This is a genomic window from Arthrobacter sp. TE26545 (assembly GCF_056279005.1).
Window position 1 is genome coordinate 2,394,997 of sequence record NZ_JBWBQM010000001.1, and the last position, 16,281, is coordinate 2,411,277.

11 protein-coding genes, 3 tRNA genes and 1 pseudogene are annotated in these 16,281 nt (G+C 66.1%); 6 read left to right on the forward strand and 9 right to left on the reverse strand.

Annotation, left to right across the window (positions count from 1 at the left end):
* Positions 1 to 45 precede the first annotated feature (45 nt).
* From ACZ9CK_RS10750 to ACZ9CK_RS10785, 8 genes and pseudogenes are all read right to left on the reverse strand, one after another.
* Positions 46 to 813, reverse strand: a complete 768-nt coding sequence (locus ACZ9CK_RS10750) for an ABC transporter ATP-binding protein (RefSeq protein ID WP_426298300.1) — start codon at positions 811 to 813, stop codon at positions 46 to 48.
* Entirely contained in the window at positions 810 to 3,605 is a 2,796-nt protein-coding gene (locus ACZ9CK_RS10755) for an ABC transporter permease (protein WP_426298302.1), read from the reverse strand. Before ACZ9CK_RS10755 ends, ACZ9CK_RS10750 begins: the two co-directional genes overlap by 4 nt.
* A 200-nt stretch (positions 3,606 to 3,805) precedes the next feature.
* Positions 3,806 to 5,401, reverse strand: coding sequence for a phosphoglycerate dehydrogenase (gene serA, locus ACZ9CK_RS10760; protein ID WP_426298304.1), 1,596 nt, complete (start codon positions 5,399 to 5,401; stop codon positions 3,806 to 3,808).
* A 252-nt stretch (positions 5,402 to 5,653) separates the two neighbouring features.
* On the reverse strand, positions 5,654 to 6,679 hold the full coding sequence (gene ilvC, locus ACZ9CK_RS10765) for a ketol-acid reductoisomerase (protein ID WP_426298307.1): 1,026 nt from the start codon (positions 6,677 to 6,679) through the stop codon (positions 5,654 to 5,656).
* Positions 6,680 to 6,773: 94 nt separating this feature from the next.
* Positions 6,774 to 7,286 (reverse strand): acetolactate synthase small subunit, encoded by a 513-nt coding sequence (gene ilvN, locus ACZ9CK_RS10770; RefSeq protein ID WP_426298309.1) that lies wholly within the window; start codon positions 7,284 to 7,286, stop codon positions 6,774 to 6,776.
* Positions 7,287 to 7,288: 2 nt separating this feature from the next.
* Positions 7,289 to 9,192, reverse strand: a pseudogene (locus ACZ9CK_RS10775) (acetolactate synthase large subunit).
* Positions 9,193 to 9,569: 377 nt separating this feature from the next.
* Positions 9,570 to 11,291 carry a dihydroxy-acid dehydratase gene (gene ilvD, locus ACZ9CK_RS10780; RefSeq protein ID WP_476049945.1) on the reverse strand — a complete coding sequence of 574 codons (1,722 nt, stop codon included), beginning with the start codon at positions 11,289 to 11,291 and terminating at the stop codon, positions 9,570 to 9,572.
* A 73-nt stretch (positions 11,292 to 11,364) separates the two neighbouring features.
* Entirely contained in the window at positions 11,365 to 12,315 is a 951-nt protein-coding gene (locus ACZ9CK_RS10785) for a LysR family transcriptional regulator (protein ID WP_476049946.1), read from the reverse strand.
* A 95-nt stretch (positions 12,316 to 12,410) separates the two neighbouring features.
* Here ACZ9CK_RS10785 and ACZ9CK_RS10790 point away from each other — a divergent pair, with 95 nt between their 5' ends.
* The 4 genes from ACZ9CK_RS10790 to ACZ9CK_RS10805 all read left to right on the forward strand — a co-directional run bounded on the left by ACZ9CK_RS10790 (position 12,411) and on the right by ACZ9CK_RS10805 (position 14,951).
* Positions 12,411 to 13,382 carry a sunset domain-containing protein gene (locus ACZ9CK_RS10790; protein WP_476049947.1) on the forward strand — a complete coding sequence of 324 codons (972 nt, stop codon included), beginning with the start codon at positions 12,411 to 12,413 and terminating at the stop codon, positions 13,380 to 13,382.
* A gap of 127 nt (positions 13,383 to 13,509) precedes the next feature.
* The gene (locus tag ACZ9CK_RS10795; RefSeq protein WP_476050892.1) at positions 13,510 to 14,613 is read left to right on the forward strand and encodes a PQQ-dependent sugar dehydrogenase; all 1,104 of its coding nucleotides are present in this window, start codon (positions 13,510 to 13,512) and stop codon (positions 14,611 to 14,613) included.
* Between the two features lie 118 nt (positions 14,614 to 14,731).
* A tRNA-Lys gene (locus ACZ9CK_RS10800) sits at positions 14,732 to 14,807 on the forward strand.
* Between the two features lie 68 nt (positions 14,808 to 14,875).
* Positions 14,876 to 14,951 (forward strand) — tRNA-Lys (locus ACZ9CK_RS10805).
* 85 nt (positions 14,952 to 15,036) lie between these two features.
* On the opposite strand, the gene ACZ9CK_RS10810 is transcribed toward ACZ9CK_RS10805, so the two are convergent.
* Positions 15,037 to 15,534: a MarR family winged helix-turn-helix transcriptional regulator gene (locus ACZ9CK_RS10810; protein WP_426298319.1), complete on the reverse strand. Its 498-nt coding sequence runs from the start codon at positions 15,532 to 15,534 to the stop codon at positions 15,037 to 15,039.
* Between the two features lie 93 nt (positions 15,535 to 15,627).
* On the opposite strand from ACZ9CK_RS10810, the gene bcp reads away from it, so the two are divergent.
* Positions 15,628 to 16,104, forward strand: a complete 477-nt coding sequence (bcp, locus tag ACZ9CK_RS10815; RefSeq protein WP_426298322.1) for a thioredoxin-dependent thiol peroxidase — start codon at positions 15,628 to 15,630, stop codon at positions 16,102 to 16,104.
* 74 nt (positions 16,105 to 16,178) lie between these two features.
* Positions 16,179 to 16,260 (forward strand) — tRNA-Leu (locus tag ACZ9CK_RS10820).
* The last annotated feature ends 21 nt before the right edge of the window (positions 16,261 to 16,281 follow it).

Here is a 16,281-nt window from a genome sequence, read left to right on the forward strand (position 1 = left end):
GCTGCCTGGCGGAGGGCGCCGGTGTTAAGCGCCAGCCAGGTTCAATCAGTTCAGCTCGGTCAGGGTGTCGCTCAGGCGCACGAGCTCGTGGTCATGCGAGGCAACCAGCACGGCGATGCCGTCGGTGCTGGTGTCCTTGAGGATGCCGATGATCTTGTTGGCGGAGGCCCGGTCCAGGCTGGCGGTGGGTTCGTCCACCACCAGGACGCGGGTGCCCAGGATCAGGGCGCGGGCGATCGCCACACGCTGCCGTTCACCGCCGGAGAGCTGCGCCGGACGGTGCCGCATGCGCCGGCCCAGGCCCACCAGGTCCAGCAGGTCCTTGGCCATCTCCGTGCGCTGTTCGACCTCGCCGTCGGGCACTGCAGGGAGCAGCACGTTTTCCAGGGCGCTCATGCCGTCGATCAGGGCACCGCCCTGATCGACGTAGCCGATCAGGGCGCGGCGGCGGTCCGCGATCTCGTCGTCGCCCATGGTTTCCAGGGACTGGCCCTCCCATAGCACGCGGCCCGCCGTCGGCAGGGTCAGGCCCGCGCCGACGGTGAGGATGCTGGTCTTTCCGGAACCGCTTCGGCCGGCAATGCAGTGCATCTCGCCCGCGTGCAGGGTCAGGTCGAAGTCTTCGATGACGGTGACCGGCTCAGCTCCGCCCTTGTCGCCGCCATAGCGGATGGTGATCCGGCTCAGTTCCAAGGGAGTGGCGTGGTCCGACGCCTTGACGATGGTGTTGGCGCGGGTCTGCAGCGACCCCCCGGCTGATACCTGCACGGCCTCGGGCGCCGCGGGCGGGTCGTTGTGGAGATTCTCAGTCATTTGACCACTTTCGTTGCGATGGGAATCCAGCAGATGACGGCCAGCAATCCGGCCAGGGCCGCCCACAGGGCGGCGTAGGGGGCAAGGATGAGGCCCAGGGCGAGGGCGCCCAGGACGCCGAGAATCACGGCCACGGTGCCCACCAGGGCGTTCTCGAAGAAGCGCACGTGGCCCAGCATGTCCGGGTTCCAGCCCATGGCTTCGAGCGTGGACAGGTACTGGCGCTTGGCCTGCAGTTCGAAGCGGGCGGTCACCAGCGTCAGCAGCAGGCCCACCAGCACGCCCGTGATCGCAAGGATCACACTGGGCAGTGCCACGCTCGCCGCGGCCAAGCCGCTGAGCGCGCTGGCGCCGGCGGCTCGCGGAATGTCGATCAGCAGCGCGATCAAGGCGCCGACGGCCGCACCGAAGACTCCCACGGCCACAGCGAGGGCAGCGGAGTTGAAGCGGTTGGTGACCACCTGCCGGTAGGCGAAGGTCAGGGCCGAGTCGACCGGCAGCAAGCGTTCGTCGTGCTGCGGTTCCTGGTCCACCTCGTGGCGGTGCCTCAGCATCAGGGCCGAGATATAGGCCGCGGCGCAGTAAATGACCAGCACGGACACGGAGACGATCACTGTGGCGAGGTTCCAGCTCAGCAGGCTCAGCAGCAGTCCGGCCGCGGCCAGGATGCCTGCGCCGATACCGAATTCCTCAAGCACCCAGCGGCGGATCCGGCTCTGGGTCCAGCCCATGGCGCGCAGGATGCCGGCCTCATTGCGGCGCTGGCGGACATAGCTGACCGTCGAGGCCGCGGTCAGCAACGTAGCGCCGCAGAGCGTCAGGAACAGCAGGGTGATGTTGGTGCCGGTCAGGGAACCGGAGACGGCGTCGGCGGCGTCCTGGCGGACCCAGGACTGGGCGACCGTGCCCAGCGCGGATTCCTTGCCGGCGTCGTCCTTGGAGTATCCCGGCACGAAGATGCTGACGTCTTCGCGGGCAGAGCCTGCCACGACCGTGGCTTCCAGGCCCATGGCGCGGATCTCGGCGGCGAGCTTTTCGACCTCGGGCTGGGCCTGCTTCCAGTTGCCGGAGGCCCCGGCCCGGACGCGGACGGCGTCGATCACGTTGGCGTTGCTGTCGTAGCCGCGGGCGGCGGCCAGGCCGTAGTAGTCGGTGATGGCGCCGGCGGACTGGCTGACGAGGCCGGTGGCGCTCAGGGACGGCTTCAGGCCCTTGTCGGTGTCCTTGCCGTCGGCGTCCTTTTCGAGCGTCATCGGCGCGGGATCGTAGCCGCCGAGGGGCAGCTTGTTGATGTCGCCCGCTGCGGCCTGGACCTCGGCTGGATCGAAGGTGCCGTAGACCATCGGAAGAGGAGTGGCCGGGGTGTTCCCGGTGGCGAGGCTCTCGCGGTATGAGCGCTCGTCGGCCGGCTGGCGCTGGGTCTGGTCCACGGGCTCGCCGCGCAGCGACTTCTCCGGGAGGCGGTTCACGGTAACCCACTCCCCCGGCGTCGCGGACTTGTTGAGCGAGCCGTTGGCGGCGGTTTCGCCGTCCTTGTACTTGGGCGCGGCGGCGAAGTCGGTGCTCCACTGTGCGGGCTGGTACAGGCCCTGGCTGAAGTTTCCGGTGTTGCCCAGCAGCTGGCTGTGGTCCGTCGAACCAGGCCATTCCAGGGTAAACGGCGAGCGGGAAACGAACGGCAGGTAATCCTTGTCGAGGGACCGCGAAACGGTGCCGATGTCCTTGACTACCTTGCCGGCGTCGTCGATTTCCTCGATCTTGACCGAGTACTTCAGGTCGAGGGAGGTGCCCTTGCGGACGATCAGCGGAATCGCCTGGGAGTCGTCAGTGAGCTGGCCGGCGAGCTTGGCCTGCTGGTACTGGGTCATCAGCGGCGCCCAGTACTTGAGCTTGACGCCCAGGAAGTCCGGGCCCTCCTCAAGCTCCTGCTGGCTGGGGCTGGTGGTGAACAGTTCTTCGAAGTAACGGCCGATCGCACCGGCGTTTCGGGCATCAGCCGGCGGGGCCTTTTCGAGCGGCGCCAGGAAATCGCCCGCGGAGCCGAGCAGCGCGCGTTCGGCTGCGGGGTCGACGGCGACGACGGACTCGGTCACTTCAGGCGCCATGGGCAGGGAAACCGAGAGGTTGAAGAGGTTGTGGTCCGAGCCGCCGGCCGGTGACGGGAACTTGATGCCGGTCTCGCCGTCGGGGCCGGTGATGCGGATGCTCTTGCCGCCCGCGGTGGTCTGCTCGACGACCTTCGCCTTGCCCAGAGTGCCTTCGGCGCTGGTCTTGAAGAGGGTCTGCTCAGAGACGCCGTCAGAGCTCACGGCGGTGGCGGTGAGACGGTATTTCGTGGCTTTCTCCGGCAGCACGGACTCCGGTGCGGGCCACTTCTTCGCATCCGTGCCCGTGGGGTCGCCGGCGGTGGCGCCCCCGGCCAGGCCGGAGTTGTAGCCGAGGTAGTCCATGGCGTTCAGCCGCGGAGCTTCCAGGTTCTGGATGACCCGGGAGACCAGGCTGATCGGGGCAGCCACAGCCGTGCCTGAAAGGGCACGGATCTTCTCCAGCTGGTCAAAACTGATTCCGCCTTGTCCGGTGGCGATTTCCGGTTGGATCATCGCCTTTCCGTCCTTGGCGCCCTTGGCCTGGACGAGGATGTCGTACAGGCCGCGGGAATTCTCATCCACGGTGCGATTCAGAGCTGCCTGGGATTGGCTCTGAATGAAGACGGACATGCACATGGCAACGATCAAGATGGCCGAAGTCAACAGCAGCACTCGGCTTCTGATGAACCTCTGGACGGCGTTCATTCGGCTCTCCCTGAGACCTGGATTGCGGGCGCACACACGCAGGAGCAGTGTGCCGCAGGCAGCGTTGTCCTGCGTTTGCTGTACGAAAAGTAGTGGCCGGCCTGCCGCCGGATCCGAAAGTCGGACCAAGCCATTGTATGCAGACCGGCCACGGCTACACGCCGAAGCCCGTGGCCCCGGCGCGTAGCCCGATGTTCGTCTTAGTCTTCCAGGTCCACTTCGCGGACCATGTCGGCACCGATGCCGGCCTTGATTGCATCAAGGACCTGTTGCGGGACCGAGCTGTCGATGGTCAGCAGGGCGAGCACCTGGCCGCCTTCGGACTGGCGGGCAACCTGCATGCCGCCGATGTTGATGTTGTTCATGCCCAGGATGTGGCCGATGGTGCCGATGACGCCCGGGCGGTCCTGGTAGCCAACCACCACGAGGTGCTCGGTGATCGGGATTTCGACGTCGTAGCCGTTCACGCCGACGAGCTTCTCGACCTGCTTGGGGCCGGTCAGGGTACCGGCCACGGAGATCTGGGAACCGTCGCTCAGGGCGCCGCGCAGGGTCAGGACGTTGCGGTAGTCCTCGGCATCCGGCGTCGTGATCAGGCGGGTGTTGATGCCGCGCTGCTCGGCGATCACCGGGGCGTTGACGTAAGAGACCTGCTCGGTGACGACGTCGGCGAAGACGCCCTTCAGGGCGGCCAGCTCGAGCACCTTGACGTCCAGGCTGGAGATTTCGCCAGCGACCTCGACGTCGATCTGGGTCAGGGAGTCGTGGGTCAGCGCGGTGAAGATCCGGCCCAGCTTTTCGATCAGCGGGATGCCGGGGCGCACGTCGGGGGCGATGACGCCGCCGGCCACGTTCACGGCGTCGGGCACCAGCTCGCCGGCGAGGGCGAGGCGGACCGACTTGGCGACGGATACGCCGGCCTTTTCCTGGGCTTCATCGGTGGAGGCGCCCAGGTGCGGGGTGACCACGACGTTGTCCAGTTCGAAGAACGGCAGGTCGGTGCTGGGTTCCTTGTTGAAGACGTCGACGCCGGCGCCGGCGATCTGGCCTTCCTTCAGGGCGATGTAGAGGGCTTCCTCGTCCACCAGTCCGCCACGGGCGACGTTGACGACGTACGCGGTTTCCTTCATCTTGCGGAAGGCGTCGGCGCCAAGCATGCCCACGGTCTCCGGGGTCTTGGGCATGTGGATGGTGATGAAGTCGGCGTTCTCCAGCAGTTCGTCGAGGGTGACGAGCTTGACGCCGAGCTGGGCGGCGCGGGCGGAGGTGATGTAGGGGTCGTACGCCAGGATCTCGGTGTCGAAGCCCTGCAGGCGGGCCGCGACGAGGGCGCCGATGCGGCCGAGGCCGATGATGCCGATCTTCTTTTCGAAGAGCTCGATGCCGGTGTACTTGGAGCGCTTCCACTCGCCGCCCTTGAGCGCGGCACTGGCCTGCGGGATGTGGCGCGCCAGGCTGAGGATGTGACCCACGGTGAGCTCCGCGGCGGAGACGATATTCGACGTCGGGGCGTTGACCACCATGACGCCGGCCTGGGTGGCCGACTTGATGTCGACGTTGTCGAGGCCGACGCCTGCGCGGGCGATCACCTTGAGGTTCTTGGCGGCGGCAACCGCTTCCGCGTCCACCTGGGTTGCCGAGCGGACCAGGATGGCGTCGACGTCGGCGATGGCCGGCAGCAGCGCAGACCTGTCAGAACCGTCCACCTGGCGGATTTCGAAGTCGGGGCCGAGCGCCTCGATCGTTGCGGGCGAAAGTTCCTCGGCGATGAGGACGACGGGTTTCGTGTCTGACACGGGGTGGCACCTTACTTTGGACAGGACTGTGGACAAGGAGCGGATGCGTTGCCCGGAACTGAGAACCGGGTCCCGCCCAGAATATCGCCCCCCGACGGCGTTTCCGGCGCCCGGGGTCGATGTTACGTACGCCCTGGGCTTCTTGTGAACAAACTCACGTTCCGGATACGGCGCCGTCGAATACAAAAGCGTCCGCCCGGCCTGATGGCCGGACGGACGCTCAAATGAGGCGATGCCCTAGGGGCAGCGGCCTCAGCGGGCTGCGGAGCCTTCGACGTAGTCGGCGTCCTGCTGCTGCCAGGAGAACAGCGAGCGCAGTTCGCGGCCGACACCCTCGATCGGGTGCTGCTCAGCCTTGGCACGCAGCGCCTTGAACTCGACGGCGCCATTGTCCTGGTCGTCGATGAAGCGCTTGGCGAAGGCACCGGACTGGATGTCAGCCAGGACGGCCTTCATGTTTTCCTTCACCTCGGGGGTGATCACGCGCGGGCCGGAGACGTAGTCGCCGTACTCGGCGGTGTCGGAAACGCTCCAGCGCTGCTTGGCGATGCCACCTTCCCACATGAGGTCAACGATGAGCTTGAGCTCGTGCAGCACCTCGAAGTAGGCGATCTGCGGCTGGTAGCCGGCCTCGGTCAGGGTCTCGAAGCCGTACTGGATCAGCTGGGACACGCCACCGCAGAGGACGGACTGCTCGCCGAAGAGGTCGGTTTCGGTTTCCTCGGTGAAGGTGGTCTTGATGACACCGGCGCGGGTGCCGCCGATGGCCTTGGCGTAGGACTTGGCGAGCTCCCAAGCGGAACCGGAAGCGTCCTGCTCGACGGCGATGATGTCCGGGATGCCACGGCCGGCTTCGAATTCGCGGCGCACGGTGTGGCCCGGGGCCTTCGGGGCAACCAGGATGACGTCGACGCCTTCCGGAGCCTCGATGTAGCCGAAGCGGATGTTGAAGCCGTGGGCGAAGGCCAGGGCCTTGCCTGCAGTCAGCTTGTCCTTGATGGAGTCGTTGTAGATCGAGCGCTGGTGCTGGTCCGGTGCCAGGATCATGATGACGTCGGCCCATTCGGCGGCGTCGGCAACGTTCTTGACGGTGAAGCCTGCATCCTCGGCCTTGGCGACGGACTTGGAGCCCTCCTTGAGGGCGATGACGACCTCGACGCCGGAGTCGCGCAGGTTCAGTGCGTGGGCGTGGCCCTGGGAACCGTAGCCGACAATGGCAACCTTGCGGCCCTGGATGATCGACAGGTCTGCGTCGTCGTCGTAGAACATTTCAGTCACTTGCGTAACTCCTCTTGAGTGGTTTCTTGGAGATGTAATTCTGTGGTGCTGCGGGAAAGCAGCGTGCCCTGCCAGTCGGCGCCTGGGCTGCTTCTTACGCGGAGCGTAATGCCCTGTCACTCATGGAGCGGGATCCCCGTCCAACGGCCAACGTGCCGGACTGCACAATTTCACGGATGCCGAACGGCTCCAGCACTGAAAGCAGTGCCGTGAGCTTCTCGGGGTGACCGGTTGCCTCGATGACCAACGAGTCGGTGGACACGTCGACCACTGAGGCACGGAACAGGTCTGCAGCCTGGGTGACCTGCAGACGTGTTGCGGCATCCGCACGTACCTTGACCAGGATGTGGTCGCGCTGTACGGAAGATTCGGAAGTCAGCTCGACAATCTTGATCACGTTGACCAGTTTGTTCAGCTGCTTGGTGACCTGCTCGATGAGCTCGCCATCGGCGTCGACGACGACGGTCATCCGGGAGATGCCGGGGACTTCGGTGGGTCCTACGGCAAGGGAGTTGATGTTGAAAGCGCGCCGGGCGAAGAGGCTGGCCACGCGGGTCAGCACGCCGGGCTTGTCTTCGACCAGAACGGACAGTGTGTGGCGGCTCATGCTTAGTCCTCCTCTTCCCATTCCGGGGTCATGTTGCGGGCTACCTGGATCTGGTCGTTCGAAACGCCGGCGGGCACCATCGGCCACACCATGGAGTTCGGGCTGACCACGAAGTCGATCACCACGGGGCGGTCGTTGATCTCCAGGGCCTTCTGGATGGTGGCGTCGATGTCCTCGTCCCGCTCGCAGCGCAGTGCGGCGCAGCCGTAGGCATCGGCGAGCTTGACGAAGTCCGGGATACGGACGGTGTCGTGGCCTGTGTTGAGGTCGGTGTTCGAGTAGCGGCCGTCGTAGAAGAGGGTCTGCCACTGGCGCACCATGCCCAGCGAGGAGTTGTTGATGATCGCCACCTTGATCGGGATCTTGTTGATCGCGCAGGTGGCCAGCTCCTGGTTGGTCATCTGGAAGCAGCCGTCGCCGTCGATCGCCCAGACCACGCGGTCCGGCTCGCCGACCTTGGCGCCCATGGCTGCCGGCACGGCGTAGCCCATGGTTCCGGCGCCGCCGGAGTTCAGCCAGGCGTGCGGGCGCTCGTACTTGATGAACTGGGCGGCCCACATCTGGTGCTGGCCGACGCCCGCAACGTAGATGCCTTCGGGGCCGGTCAGCGCACCGATGCGCTCGATGACTCGCTGCGGCGCGCTGAGTCCGTCTTCCGGCTCCGTCCAGCCCAGCGGGTAGGTGTCGCGCAGGTTGCCCAGGAAGGACCACCAGGATGCGAGGTCCGGAGTGCCGGACTGCGCGAACTGGTTGCGGACGGCCTCGCTCAGTTCCGGAATGATCTCCTTGACCGAGCCGACGATCGGAACGTCTGCCAGGCGGTTCTTGGAGATTTCAGCGGGGTCGATGTCGGCGTGGATGACCTTCGCGTTCGGGGCGAAGGTGCTCAGCACACCCGTCACGCGGTCGTCGAAACGTGCGCCCAGGGTCACCAGGAGGTCAGCCTGCTGCAGCGCGGTGACGGCCGAAACCGAACCGTGCATGCCCGGCATGCCCACGTGCTGCGGGTGGGAGTCGGGGAAAGCGCCCTTGGCCATCAGGGTGGTGACCACCGGTGCGCCGGTCAGTTCGGCCAGCTCCAGCAGTTCGGCCGAGGCGTGGCCCTTGACCACACCGCCGCCCACGTAGAGCACCGGCTTCTTGGACTCGGCGATGAGGCGGGCCGCTTCACGGACCTGCTTGTTGTGGCCGCGGACCACCGGACGGTAGCCCGGCAGGTCCACCTTCGGCGGCCAGGAGAAGGTCATGTTGCCGACCTGGGCGTTCTTGGCGATGTCCACCAGGACCGGCCCGGGACGGCCGGTGGATGCGAGGTGGAAGGCTTCGGCCATCACGTGCGGGATGTCTTCGGGGTCGGTCACCAGGAAGGAGTGCTTGGTGATCGGCATGGTGATGCCCACGATGTCCGCCTCCTGGAAGGCGTCGGTGCCAATGACGGCAGCCGAGACCTGGCCGGTGATGGCGACGAGGGGCACGGAGTCCATGTGGGCATCCATGATGGCGGTAACGAGGTTGGTGGCACCGGGGCCCGAGGTGGCGATGCAGACGCCAACCCGTCCGGTGACCATGGCATAGCCTTGGGCTGCGTGGCCGGCTCCCTGTTCGTGACGGACCAGGATGTGATTCATCTTGGAGGCCATCAAGGGGTCGTAGGTGGGGAGGATCGCGCCACCGGGCAAACCAAAAATATCGTCGACGCCGAGTTCTTCGAGCGAGCGGACAATAGCTTCCGAGCCGGTCATCACCGTTGGGGGTACAACGTTGTTCGGCCCGAGGACAGGAGAGAGAGAGTTGCAGCATTGTCGACGACGGCGTCAGTGGCACGGTCGACTTTTTCCGGAGCCTTGGGGGCTCCAGCGGACTTTGCAGCCATCAGCGAGGGGCTGATCGGCGATCCTTTGCTCATCGGACTCTTCCTTTGGGGATCTTCAGTTAGTGAAAGGTACTGCTGGGATACTGCTGCGATCGCGGTCGTGCTCTGCCGTCGGCAATAAAAAAACCCCTCAGCCTTGCGGCTCTTCGAGGGGTTGCGCGTGACAGATCGTTGCCGGCCGGCTTAGTAAGCCACGCGCTTGCTAAGTACGACGACGGTGCCGGTAACGGTTGCGATCATGCGTTCAGTTTTCCCTCTTTGTGAGAGAGGTGTCAAACGGGGAAACCCTCATCTCACTATATGGACGTCAAAGTCCATCTTGCGGACCCCTCCCCCAACTAGCTCGCAGTTGTTGTCGTTATGAGGCGTCAAAACGACAACTACTGCGAGTCAGTTGGGCGGGAACCCAATCACCCGCAATAGGCGCCGGTTGATGCGCTGTGCACCAGCTTGGCGTACTTGGCCAGGACTCCCTTGGTGAACTTCGCAGGCAGCGGCTCCCAGCCGACCTTGCGGGCCTCGAGTTCGGCCTCGTCGACCAGAAGGTCGAAGGTGCGGGCGGCGATGTCGACGCGGATCCTGTCGCCGTCCTTGACAAAGGCGATGGGTCCGCCGTCGACGGCTTCGGGAGCGACGTGTCCGATGCAGAGGCCGGTGGTGCCGCCCGAGAAGCGGCCGTCGGTCAGGAGCAGGACGTCCTTGCCGAGGCCTGCGCCCTTAATGGCGCCGGTGATGGCGAGCATTTCGCGCATGCCCGGTCCGCCCTTGGGGCCTTCGTAGCGGATGACGACGACGTCGCCGGCCTTGATTTCGCCGTTGTCGAGGGCGTCGAGGGCGCCCTGCTCACGCTCGAAGACACGGGCGGTGCCTTCGAAGACGTCTGCGTCGAAACCGGCGCTCTTGACCACGGCGCCCTCCGGAGCCAGGGAGCCGTGCAGGATGGTGATGCCGCCGGTCTTGTGGATCGGGTTATCCATGGCGCGCAGGATCTTGCCGTCCAGGTCCGGCGGGTTAATGGAGGCCAGGTTCTCGGCAACGGTCTTGCCAGTGACGGTGAGGCAGTCACCGTGCAGCAGTCCGGCGTCGAGCAGTGCCTTCATGATGACCGGCACGCCGCCGATCCTGTCGACGTCGGTCATGACGTAGCGGCCAAACGGCTTCAGGTCTCCCAGGTGCGGGACTTTGTCGCCAACGCGGTTGAAGTCGTCCAGGGTGAGCTCGACGCCGGCCTCCCGGGCGATGGCCAGCAGGTGCAGGACCGCGTTGGTCGAGCCGCCGAAGGCCATGGTCACGGCGATGGCGTTCTCGAAGGCCTTCCTGGTCATGATGTCGCGCGCCGTGATGCCCAGGCGCAGCAGGTTCACCACCGCCTCGCCGGACTTGCGGGCGAAGTCATCACGACGGCGGTCTGCAGAGGGCGGGGCGGCGGAGCCGGGCAGGGACATGCCCAGGGCCTCGCCGATACAGGCCATCGTGTTCGCCGTGTACATGCCGCCGCAGGCGCCTTCGCCCGGGCAGATGGCCCTCTCGATACGGTCCAGGTCCCCGCGGCTCATCTTGCCGGCGGCGCAGGCACCGACGGCTTCGAAGGCATCGATGAGGGTGACTTCCTTTTCAGAGCCGTCCTCCAGCTTGACCCAGCCCGGCATGATCGAGCCGGCGTACAGGAAGACGCTCGCAAGGTCCAGGCGGGCAGCTGCCATGAGCATGCCGGGAAGGGACTTGTCGCACCCGGCCAGGAGCACCGAGCCGTCGATGCGTTCGGCTTGCATCACGGTTTCCACGGAGTCGGCGATGACTTCGCGGGAGACCAGGGAGAAGTGCATGCCTTCGTGCCCCATCGAGATGCCGTCGGAAACCGAGATTGTGCCGAACTGCATGGGGAAACCACCGCCGGCGTGGACGCCTTCCTTGGCGCCCTGGGCAAGGCGGTTGAGCGAGAGGTTGCAGGGAGTGATTTCGTTCCACGAGCTCGCGACGCCGATCTGCGGCTTGGCGAAGTCGTCATCGCCCATGCCGACGGCACGGAACATTCCGCGCGCGGGGGCGGCGTGGATGCCGTCCGTCACGACCCGGCTGCGTGGCTTGATGTCCGGTGTGTTGCCTGTCGCAATTTGGGTGTGCTCAGTCATGGCGCAAAGTCTATGACTCCGCAGCCCGGCCCACGACTACCTGGGCACGTTTGACCGGAATTCCAGCAATGTGTCAGGCAAGCGGCAGTCCACCTCCGCCTGCCTGCCTGAGGCTTGCCGGAGCGGCCACCTCAGCTGCCACTTCGCGGAGCAGCTCGAGTGTGTGCCGCACCGTCGTGCGGGCGGCGACGTCCCGGCGCGCCAGCGCAACGATGCTCCGGCTGGCCCTGACGCCCTCGATCGGCCGGAGCACCAGCCCGTGGCCGGCACCGCTCCGGGCGGTGTACCTGGGCAGCAGGCTGATGCCGTGCCCGGCTTTGACGAGTGCTTCCAGGACGCGCAGGTCGGGAAACCGCTGGCGGCGGACCGCCGTCGTTCCTGCCTGAAGCTCGATCCGGCGGAGTACGGTGTCGAAAGGAAAGCCTGCGGGAACCCCGATCCACGGATACCGGGCCACGTCGTGCGCGGTGAGCCGGACCTTGGCGGCGAGCTCGTGGCCCTCAGGCATGGCAACGTCCAGGGGTTCTTCCAGCAGGGGCAGCACTTCGAGTCCGCGCCGGGCGAAAAGCTCCGCGCCATCCACGCTGTGCGCCAGGACGATGTCATAGTCGGCGGCAAGGCCGGCGAATCCGGCGGTGCCGGGGTCCTCGAAATGCGCTTCGAGGCGGACCCCCTCGACCTGTCCGAGCCGATGCAGCAGCCCGGGCAGGAGCATCTCGGCTGCGCTGGGAAAGAAGGCCGCCCTGATCCGCGACTGCCAACCCTGGCGGTAGGCGTCCATCGTGGACTCGGCCCGGGCCATTGCGGTCGCAACGTCGGCGGCCGCACCGGCCATGGCCCTGCCCGCCTCAGTGAGCCTCACCCCCCTGCCGGCCTTTTCGACCAGCACCACGCCGAGCTCGTCCTGCAGCGCCTTCAACTGCTGGGATACAGCGGAGGACGTGACATTCATGGCCTCCGCCGTGGCCCCGACGGTTTGCCGGTCGGCCAGCTCGCGGAGGATCCGCAACCTCTTGAAATCCATGTGGCCACCCTAGGGGATGGTTGCTGGACACCCTCCGGGGGCCGCCGTAACGTCAAGGCTGACAAGTGCACCACTCAAACAGAAGGGCTCCTGCCGTGGATTGGTTGATCTGGGTCATCGTCATTGTGCTCGTCGTCGCGATTGCGTGGTGGCTGTTGAGCCGAAGGGGCTCCACCTCCGCGCCCGCCGATACCTCCTCCCTCGCCGATGCGGCACCGCCCTCGCCCTCCGCTGCGTCTCCGCAGATGGACGTCCCAGCCTCGGCGGCACTTGCCGGCACAGCGCCGCTTGCACCGGCGCCCGTGCCCCAGGAACCGGCAGCGGCGGAACCGGAACCGGTGGTTCCGGAGCCGGCTGTCGCCGAAACCGGCGGAGGCGATGTGGATGACTGGGAAGACGCAGCGGCCGAAGGAACGGCCTCCGCGGCAGAGCCCACTTCCGCCCTGCCGGAACCCGTGGCAGAAGCCGTCGTGGAGCCCGTCGAAGAACCCGCACTCGCAGAACCAGTAACAGCCGAAGCTGTACTGAACGAGGAAGTGCCCGGCGAATCGCCGTCGATCGAAGAGGCCCCCGTCGATGGCGTGACGGCCGACGACGTCACCCCCGCCGACGCCGGTCGACGCGCCGACGCTGCTGCCGACAAGGCAGAGTGGGAGGCCAGCTGGAGCGACGCCCCGCCGCGGCAGGCCCCGGTGCACAACCCTGAGTACACGGCTCCGCATGCACCTACCTTGCCCGGCGCCGAAACGGCTGCCGCCGAGGACGGCCTGGCTCCCGAGGTCCAGGCCGCGGCCGAGCCGGAGACCACCGGGGAGGCCCCGGCAGAAGACGCAGCCCCTGCCGGCGGACACCTGGCCGCAGGACAGCCCTATGGGGAGGGGTCAGCCGCGGCCGGCCCCGACGGCAGCGGCCCCGCCGATTTCACCGTCAAAGCCGACGCGAACACCATGACCTACTACGACGAGGACATGCCGGCCTATGAAGAAGCCCAGGCGTCCGTCTGGTTCCTCTCGGCGGCACACGCCGAGGCGGCAGGTTTCCGTCCGCCGCGCCGGGAGCGCTACTGAGGGACGGACGGGTGCCGGAGGAACCGTGAAGGCAGGCGCACCGGGGGTGCCGACCCGGCGGCAGCGATCGCGCGGCCATCAGGGTAGACCCCGACCGAAAGGGTTCCGGGTTCGTGCCGGCACCCTCCTGCTTGTCCTGTTCTCCGGCGGTGCATTGATCGCCGGCTGTACCGGCAGCCCGCGCCTTCCCTCTCCGACAACCGGCCCGGCTCCCACATCGGCAAGCGGTTCGTCCCCCGCAAGCACCCCCGGCACACCGCCGAACGGTGCGGGACCCACGCTCCAAGCCAAGCTCGAGCTGGGCCTGGACATCCCATGGTCGGTGGTCTTCCTGCCCGATCGAACCGCCCTCATTTCCGAACGGGACTCCAGGCTCCTGAAGGCGGTTCGGAACGGTGAGGCAAGCACGATCGGCGAGGTTCCCGGCGTCGTGCCCGAAGGCGAAGGCGGCCTGCTGGGGCTGGCACTGTCCCCGCACTTTGCCGATGACCGGCTGCTGTATTTCTACTACACGGCCGAATCAGACAACCGGATAGCCCGGGCGAAGCTGGAAGCAGACGGAAACGGCAAACTCGCCCTGGGCCCGCCCGACGTCGTTTTCTCCGGGATCCCCAAGGCTTCCACGCACAACGGCGGCCGGATCCGCTTCGGCCCGGACGGCTTCCTCTACGTAGGCACGGGAGATTCGCAGCGGCGTGGACAGCCGCAGGACCGGAACGCCTTGGGCGGGAAGATCCTGCGCCTGACGGCCGACGGGAAACCTGCGCCCGGCAATCCCTTCGGCGACAACCCTGTGTACAGCTACGGCCACCGGAACGTCCAGGGCCTCGCCTGGGACAAGGACGGCAGGTTCTGGGCCAGCGAGTTTGGGCCGGACGTCGACGACGAGCTGAACCTGATCCGCCCCGGCGGCAACTACGGCTGGCCCGAGGTAACCGGCGCCCCGGGCCGCGAGGGCTTCATCGACGCCAAGGCCGTCTGGCCGTCCACCGCCGATGCCTCGCCGAGCGGCTTGGAAATAGTGGACGGCGTGGCATACACGGCCGCGCTCCGGGGGCAACGGCTCTGGACCATCCCCCTCAAAGGCGAAGTGGCCGGAACGCCGGTGGCCTATTTCACGGGTGAATACGGCCGGCTCAGGGATGTATCGCTGGCACCGGACGGCACGCTCTGGGTCCTCAGCAACAACCGGAACCCTGATTTTGCCCTGCTGCTTAAGCTCCCCGGGTAGGCCAGGCAAAACACCCCGGGCCGATTTCGCACTTTGAGTGACTCTCGTGTAGAGTTACATGTCGTTGCGGAGATCAACGGAAAAGGAAAAACTCCATTCCGGCGGTCGAAAACGACAAGCACCTCTAGCTCAACTGGCAGAGCAATTGACTCTTAATCAATGGGTTCCGGGTTCGAGTCCCGGGGGGTGCACCAAGGGAAGGGCCCTTGAGCGGCAAAAGCGTTCAAGGGTTATTTCTTTGGGTTGGACACCACAACTGAATGCACCTCTAGCTCAACTGGCAGAGCAATTGACTCTTAATCAATGGGTTCCGGGTTCGAGTCCCGGGGGGTGCACCAAAGGAAGAATCCCGGACCGGCTGAGGCTGGTCCGGGATTCTTTCGTTTCAGGAATCCTGTTCCTGTTTCAGGAACAGATGGAGCTTCAGCTCCGATGCCCGCCTTCTGTACCGGGCCGCAGGACACTGGAACCGGCCGCGACGATGTCGTGCACCTCGGCCGAGGCGTGCCGCTCCGACAGGGCACGCACCAGGATTTTGAGCTCCGCGCGCAGGGAGTCGGCGTCCACGGGCGAATCCCGCAGCACTTCGCGTTCAAGGCGCTCCGCGGTTTCGAGTACCCGTGTGCCCGCTTCGGTCAGGCTGACAATCTGGCTGCGCCGGTCGCTCGAGCTGCGGGATCTTTCGATGTAGCCGTGCACTTCGAGGCGGGACAGGGTCTTTCCCATGGTCTGCGCTTGGACCCGAACGATCTGCGACAGCAGGACCTGCGTGATGGGGCCTTTCACCGTGAGGACTTCCAGGGCGATCACTCCGGCGTGCGTCAACCCGAGACGGCTCAGTTTCTCGTTCCAGGCGTGCTCGACGAGCCGTGCCGCTGTAGACAACAGCCTTCCGGTTGGCCAACGCTCAATGTCAGGCATAACAGCCAGTATATAAAACCATCTGCCGGCAATTCGGTTCCGGGCCTCCCCTGTTACTAAGCTGGGTGGTCGCGAACGCAAGCAAGGAGCACCATGGCTGAACGACTCATTCCCGGCGACAGCGCACCGGATTTCACCCTCAAGGACCAGGACGGCAACGACGTCAGCCTGGCGTCCTACCGCGGCAGCAACACCATCGTCTACTTCTACCCCGCCGCATCTACCCCGGCCTGTGCCAAGCAGGCATGCGATTTCCGTGATTCGCTCGCGTCCCTGCAGGCGGCCGGTTACCGGGTCCTGGGCGTCTCCCCCGATCCCGTTCCCGCCCTGGCGAAGTTCGTGGCCCAGGAGTCACTGACGTTCCCCCTGCTCTCCGACGAGGACCACAAGGTGGCGGACGCCTATGCCGCCTGGGGTGAAAAGAAGAACTACGGCCGCACGTACCAAGGCCTGATCCGCTCCACGATCGTGGTGGACCCGGAGGGCAAAGTGGCGGTGGCCCAATACAACGTGAGGGCAACCGGGCATGTTGCCAAGCTCCGCAGGGACCTCAAACTGGACGTCCGCTGAAGCCACCCGGCCCGCATGGGTAGAATGGAGGCCGGCACGGCAACGGAACCGTCAGGATCCCGGCGCCGGCACTCGCGCGAGTGGTGAAATTGGCAGACACGCAGGATTTAGGTTCCTGTGCCTTCGGGCGTGGGGGTTCAAGTCCCCCCTTGCGCACAAATATGGACGGCTGGACCC

Coding starts and splice junctions, on each gene's coding strand:
- bcp (WP_426298322.1), top strand. CDS start 15,628: ATGGCTGAACGACTCATTCCCGGCGACAGCGCACCGGATTTCACCCTC.
- ilvD (WP_476049945.1), bottom strand. CDS start 11,291: ATGACTGAGCACACCCAAATTGCGACAGGCAACACACCGGACATCAAG.
- ACZ9CK_RS10755 (WP_426298302.1), bottom strand. CDS start 3,605: ATGAACGCCGTCCAGAGGTTCATCAGAAGCCGAGTGCTGCTGTTGACT.
- ACZ9CK_RS10810 (WP_426298319.1), bottom strand. CDS start 15,534: ATGCCTGACATTGAGCGTTGGCCAACCGGAAGGCTGTTGTCTACAGCG.
- ACZ9CK_RS10785 (WP_476049946.1), bottom strand. CDS start 12,315: ATGGATTTCAAGAGGTTGCGGATCCTCCGCGAGCTGGCCGACCGGCAA.
- ACZ9CK_RS10750 (WP_426298300.1), bottom strand. CDS start 813: ATGACTGAGAATCTCCACAACGACCCGCCCGCGGCGCCCGAGGCCGTG.
- ilvN (WP_426298309.1), bottom strand. CDS start 7,286: ATGAGCCGCCACACACTGTCCGTTCTGGTCGAAGACAAGCCCGGCGTG.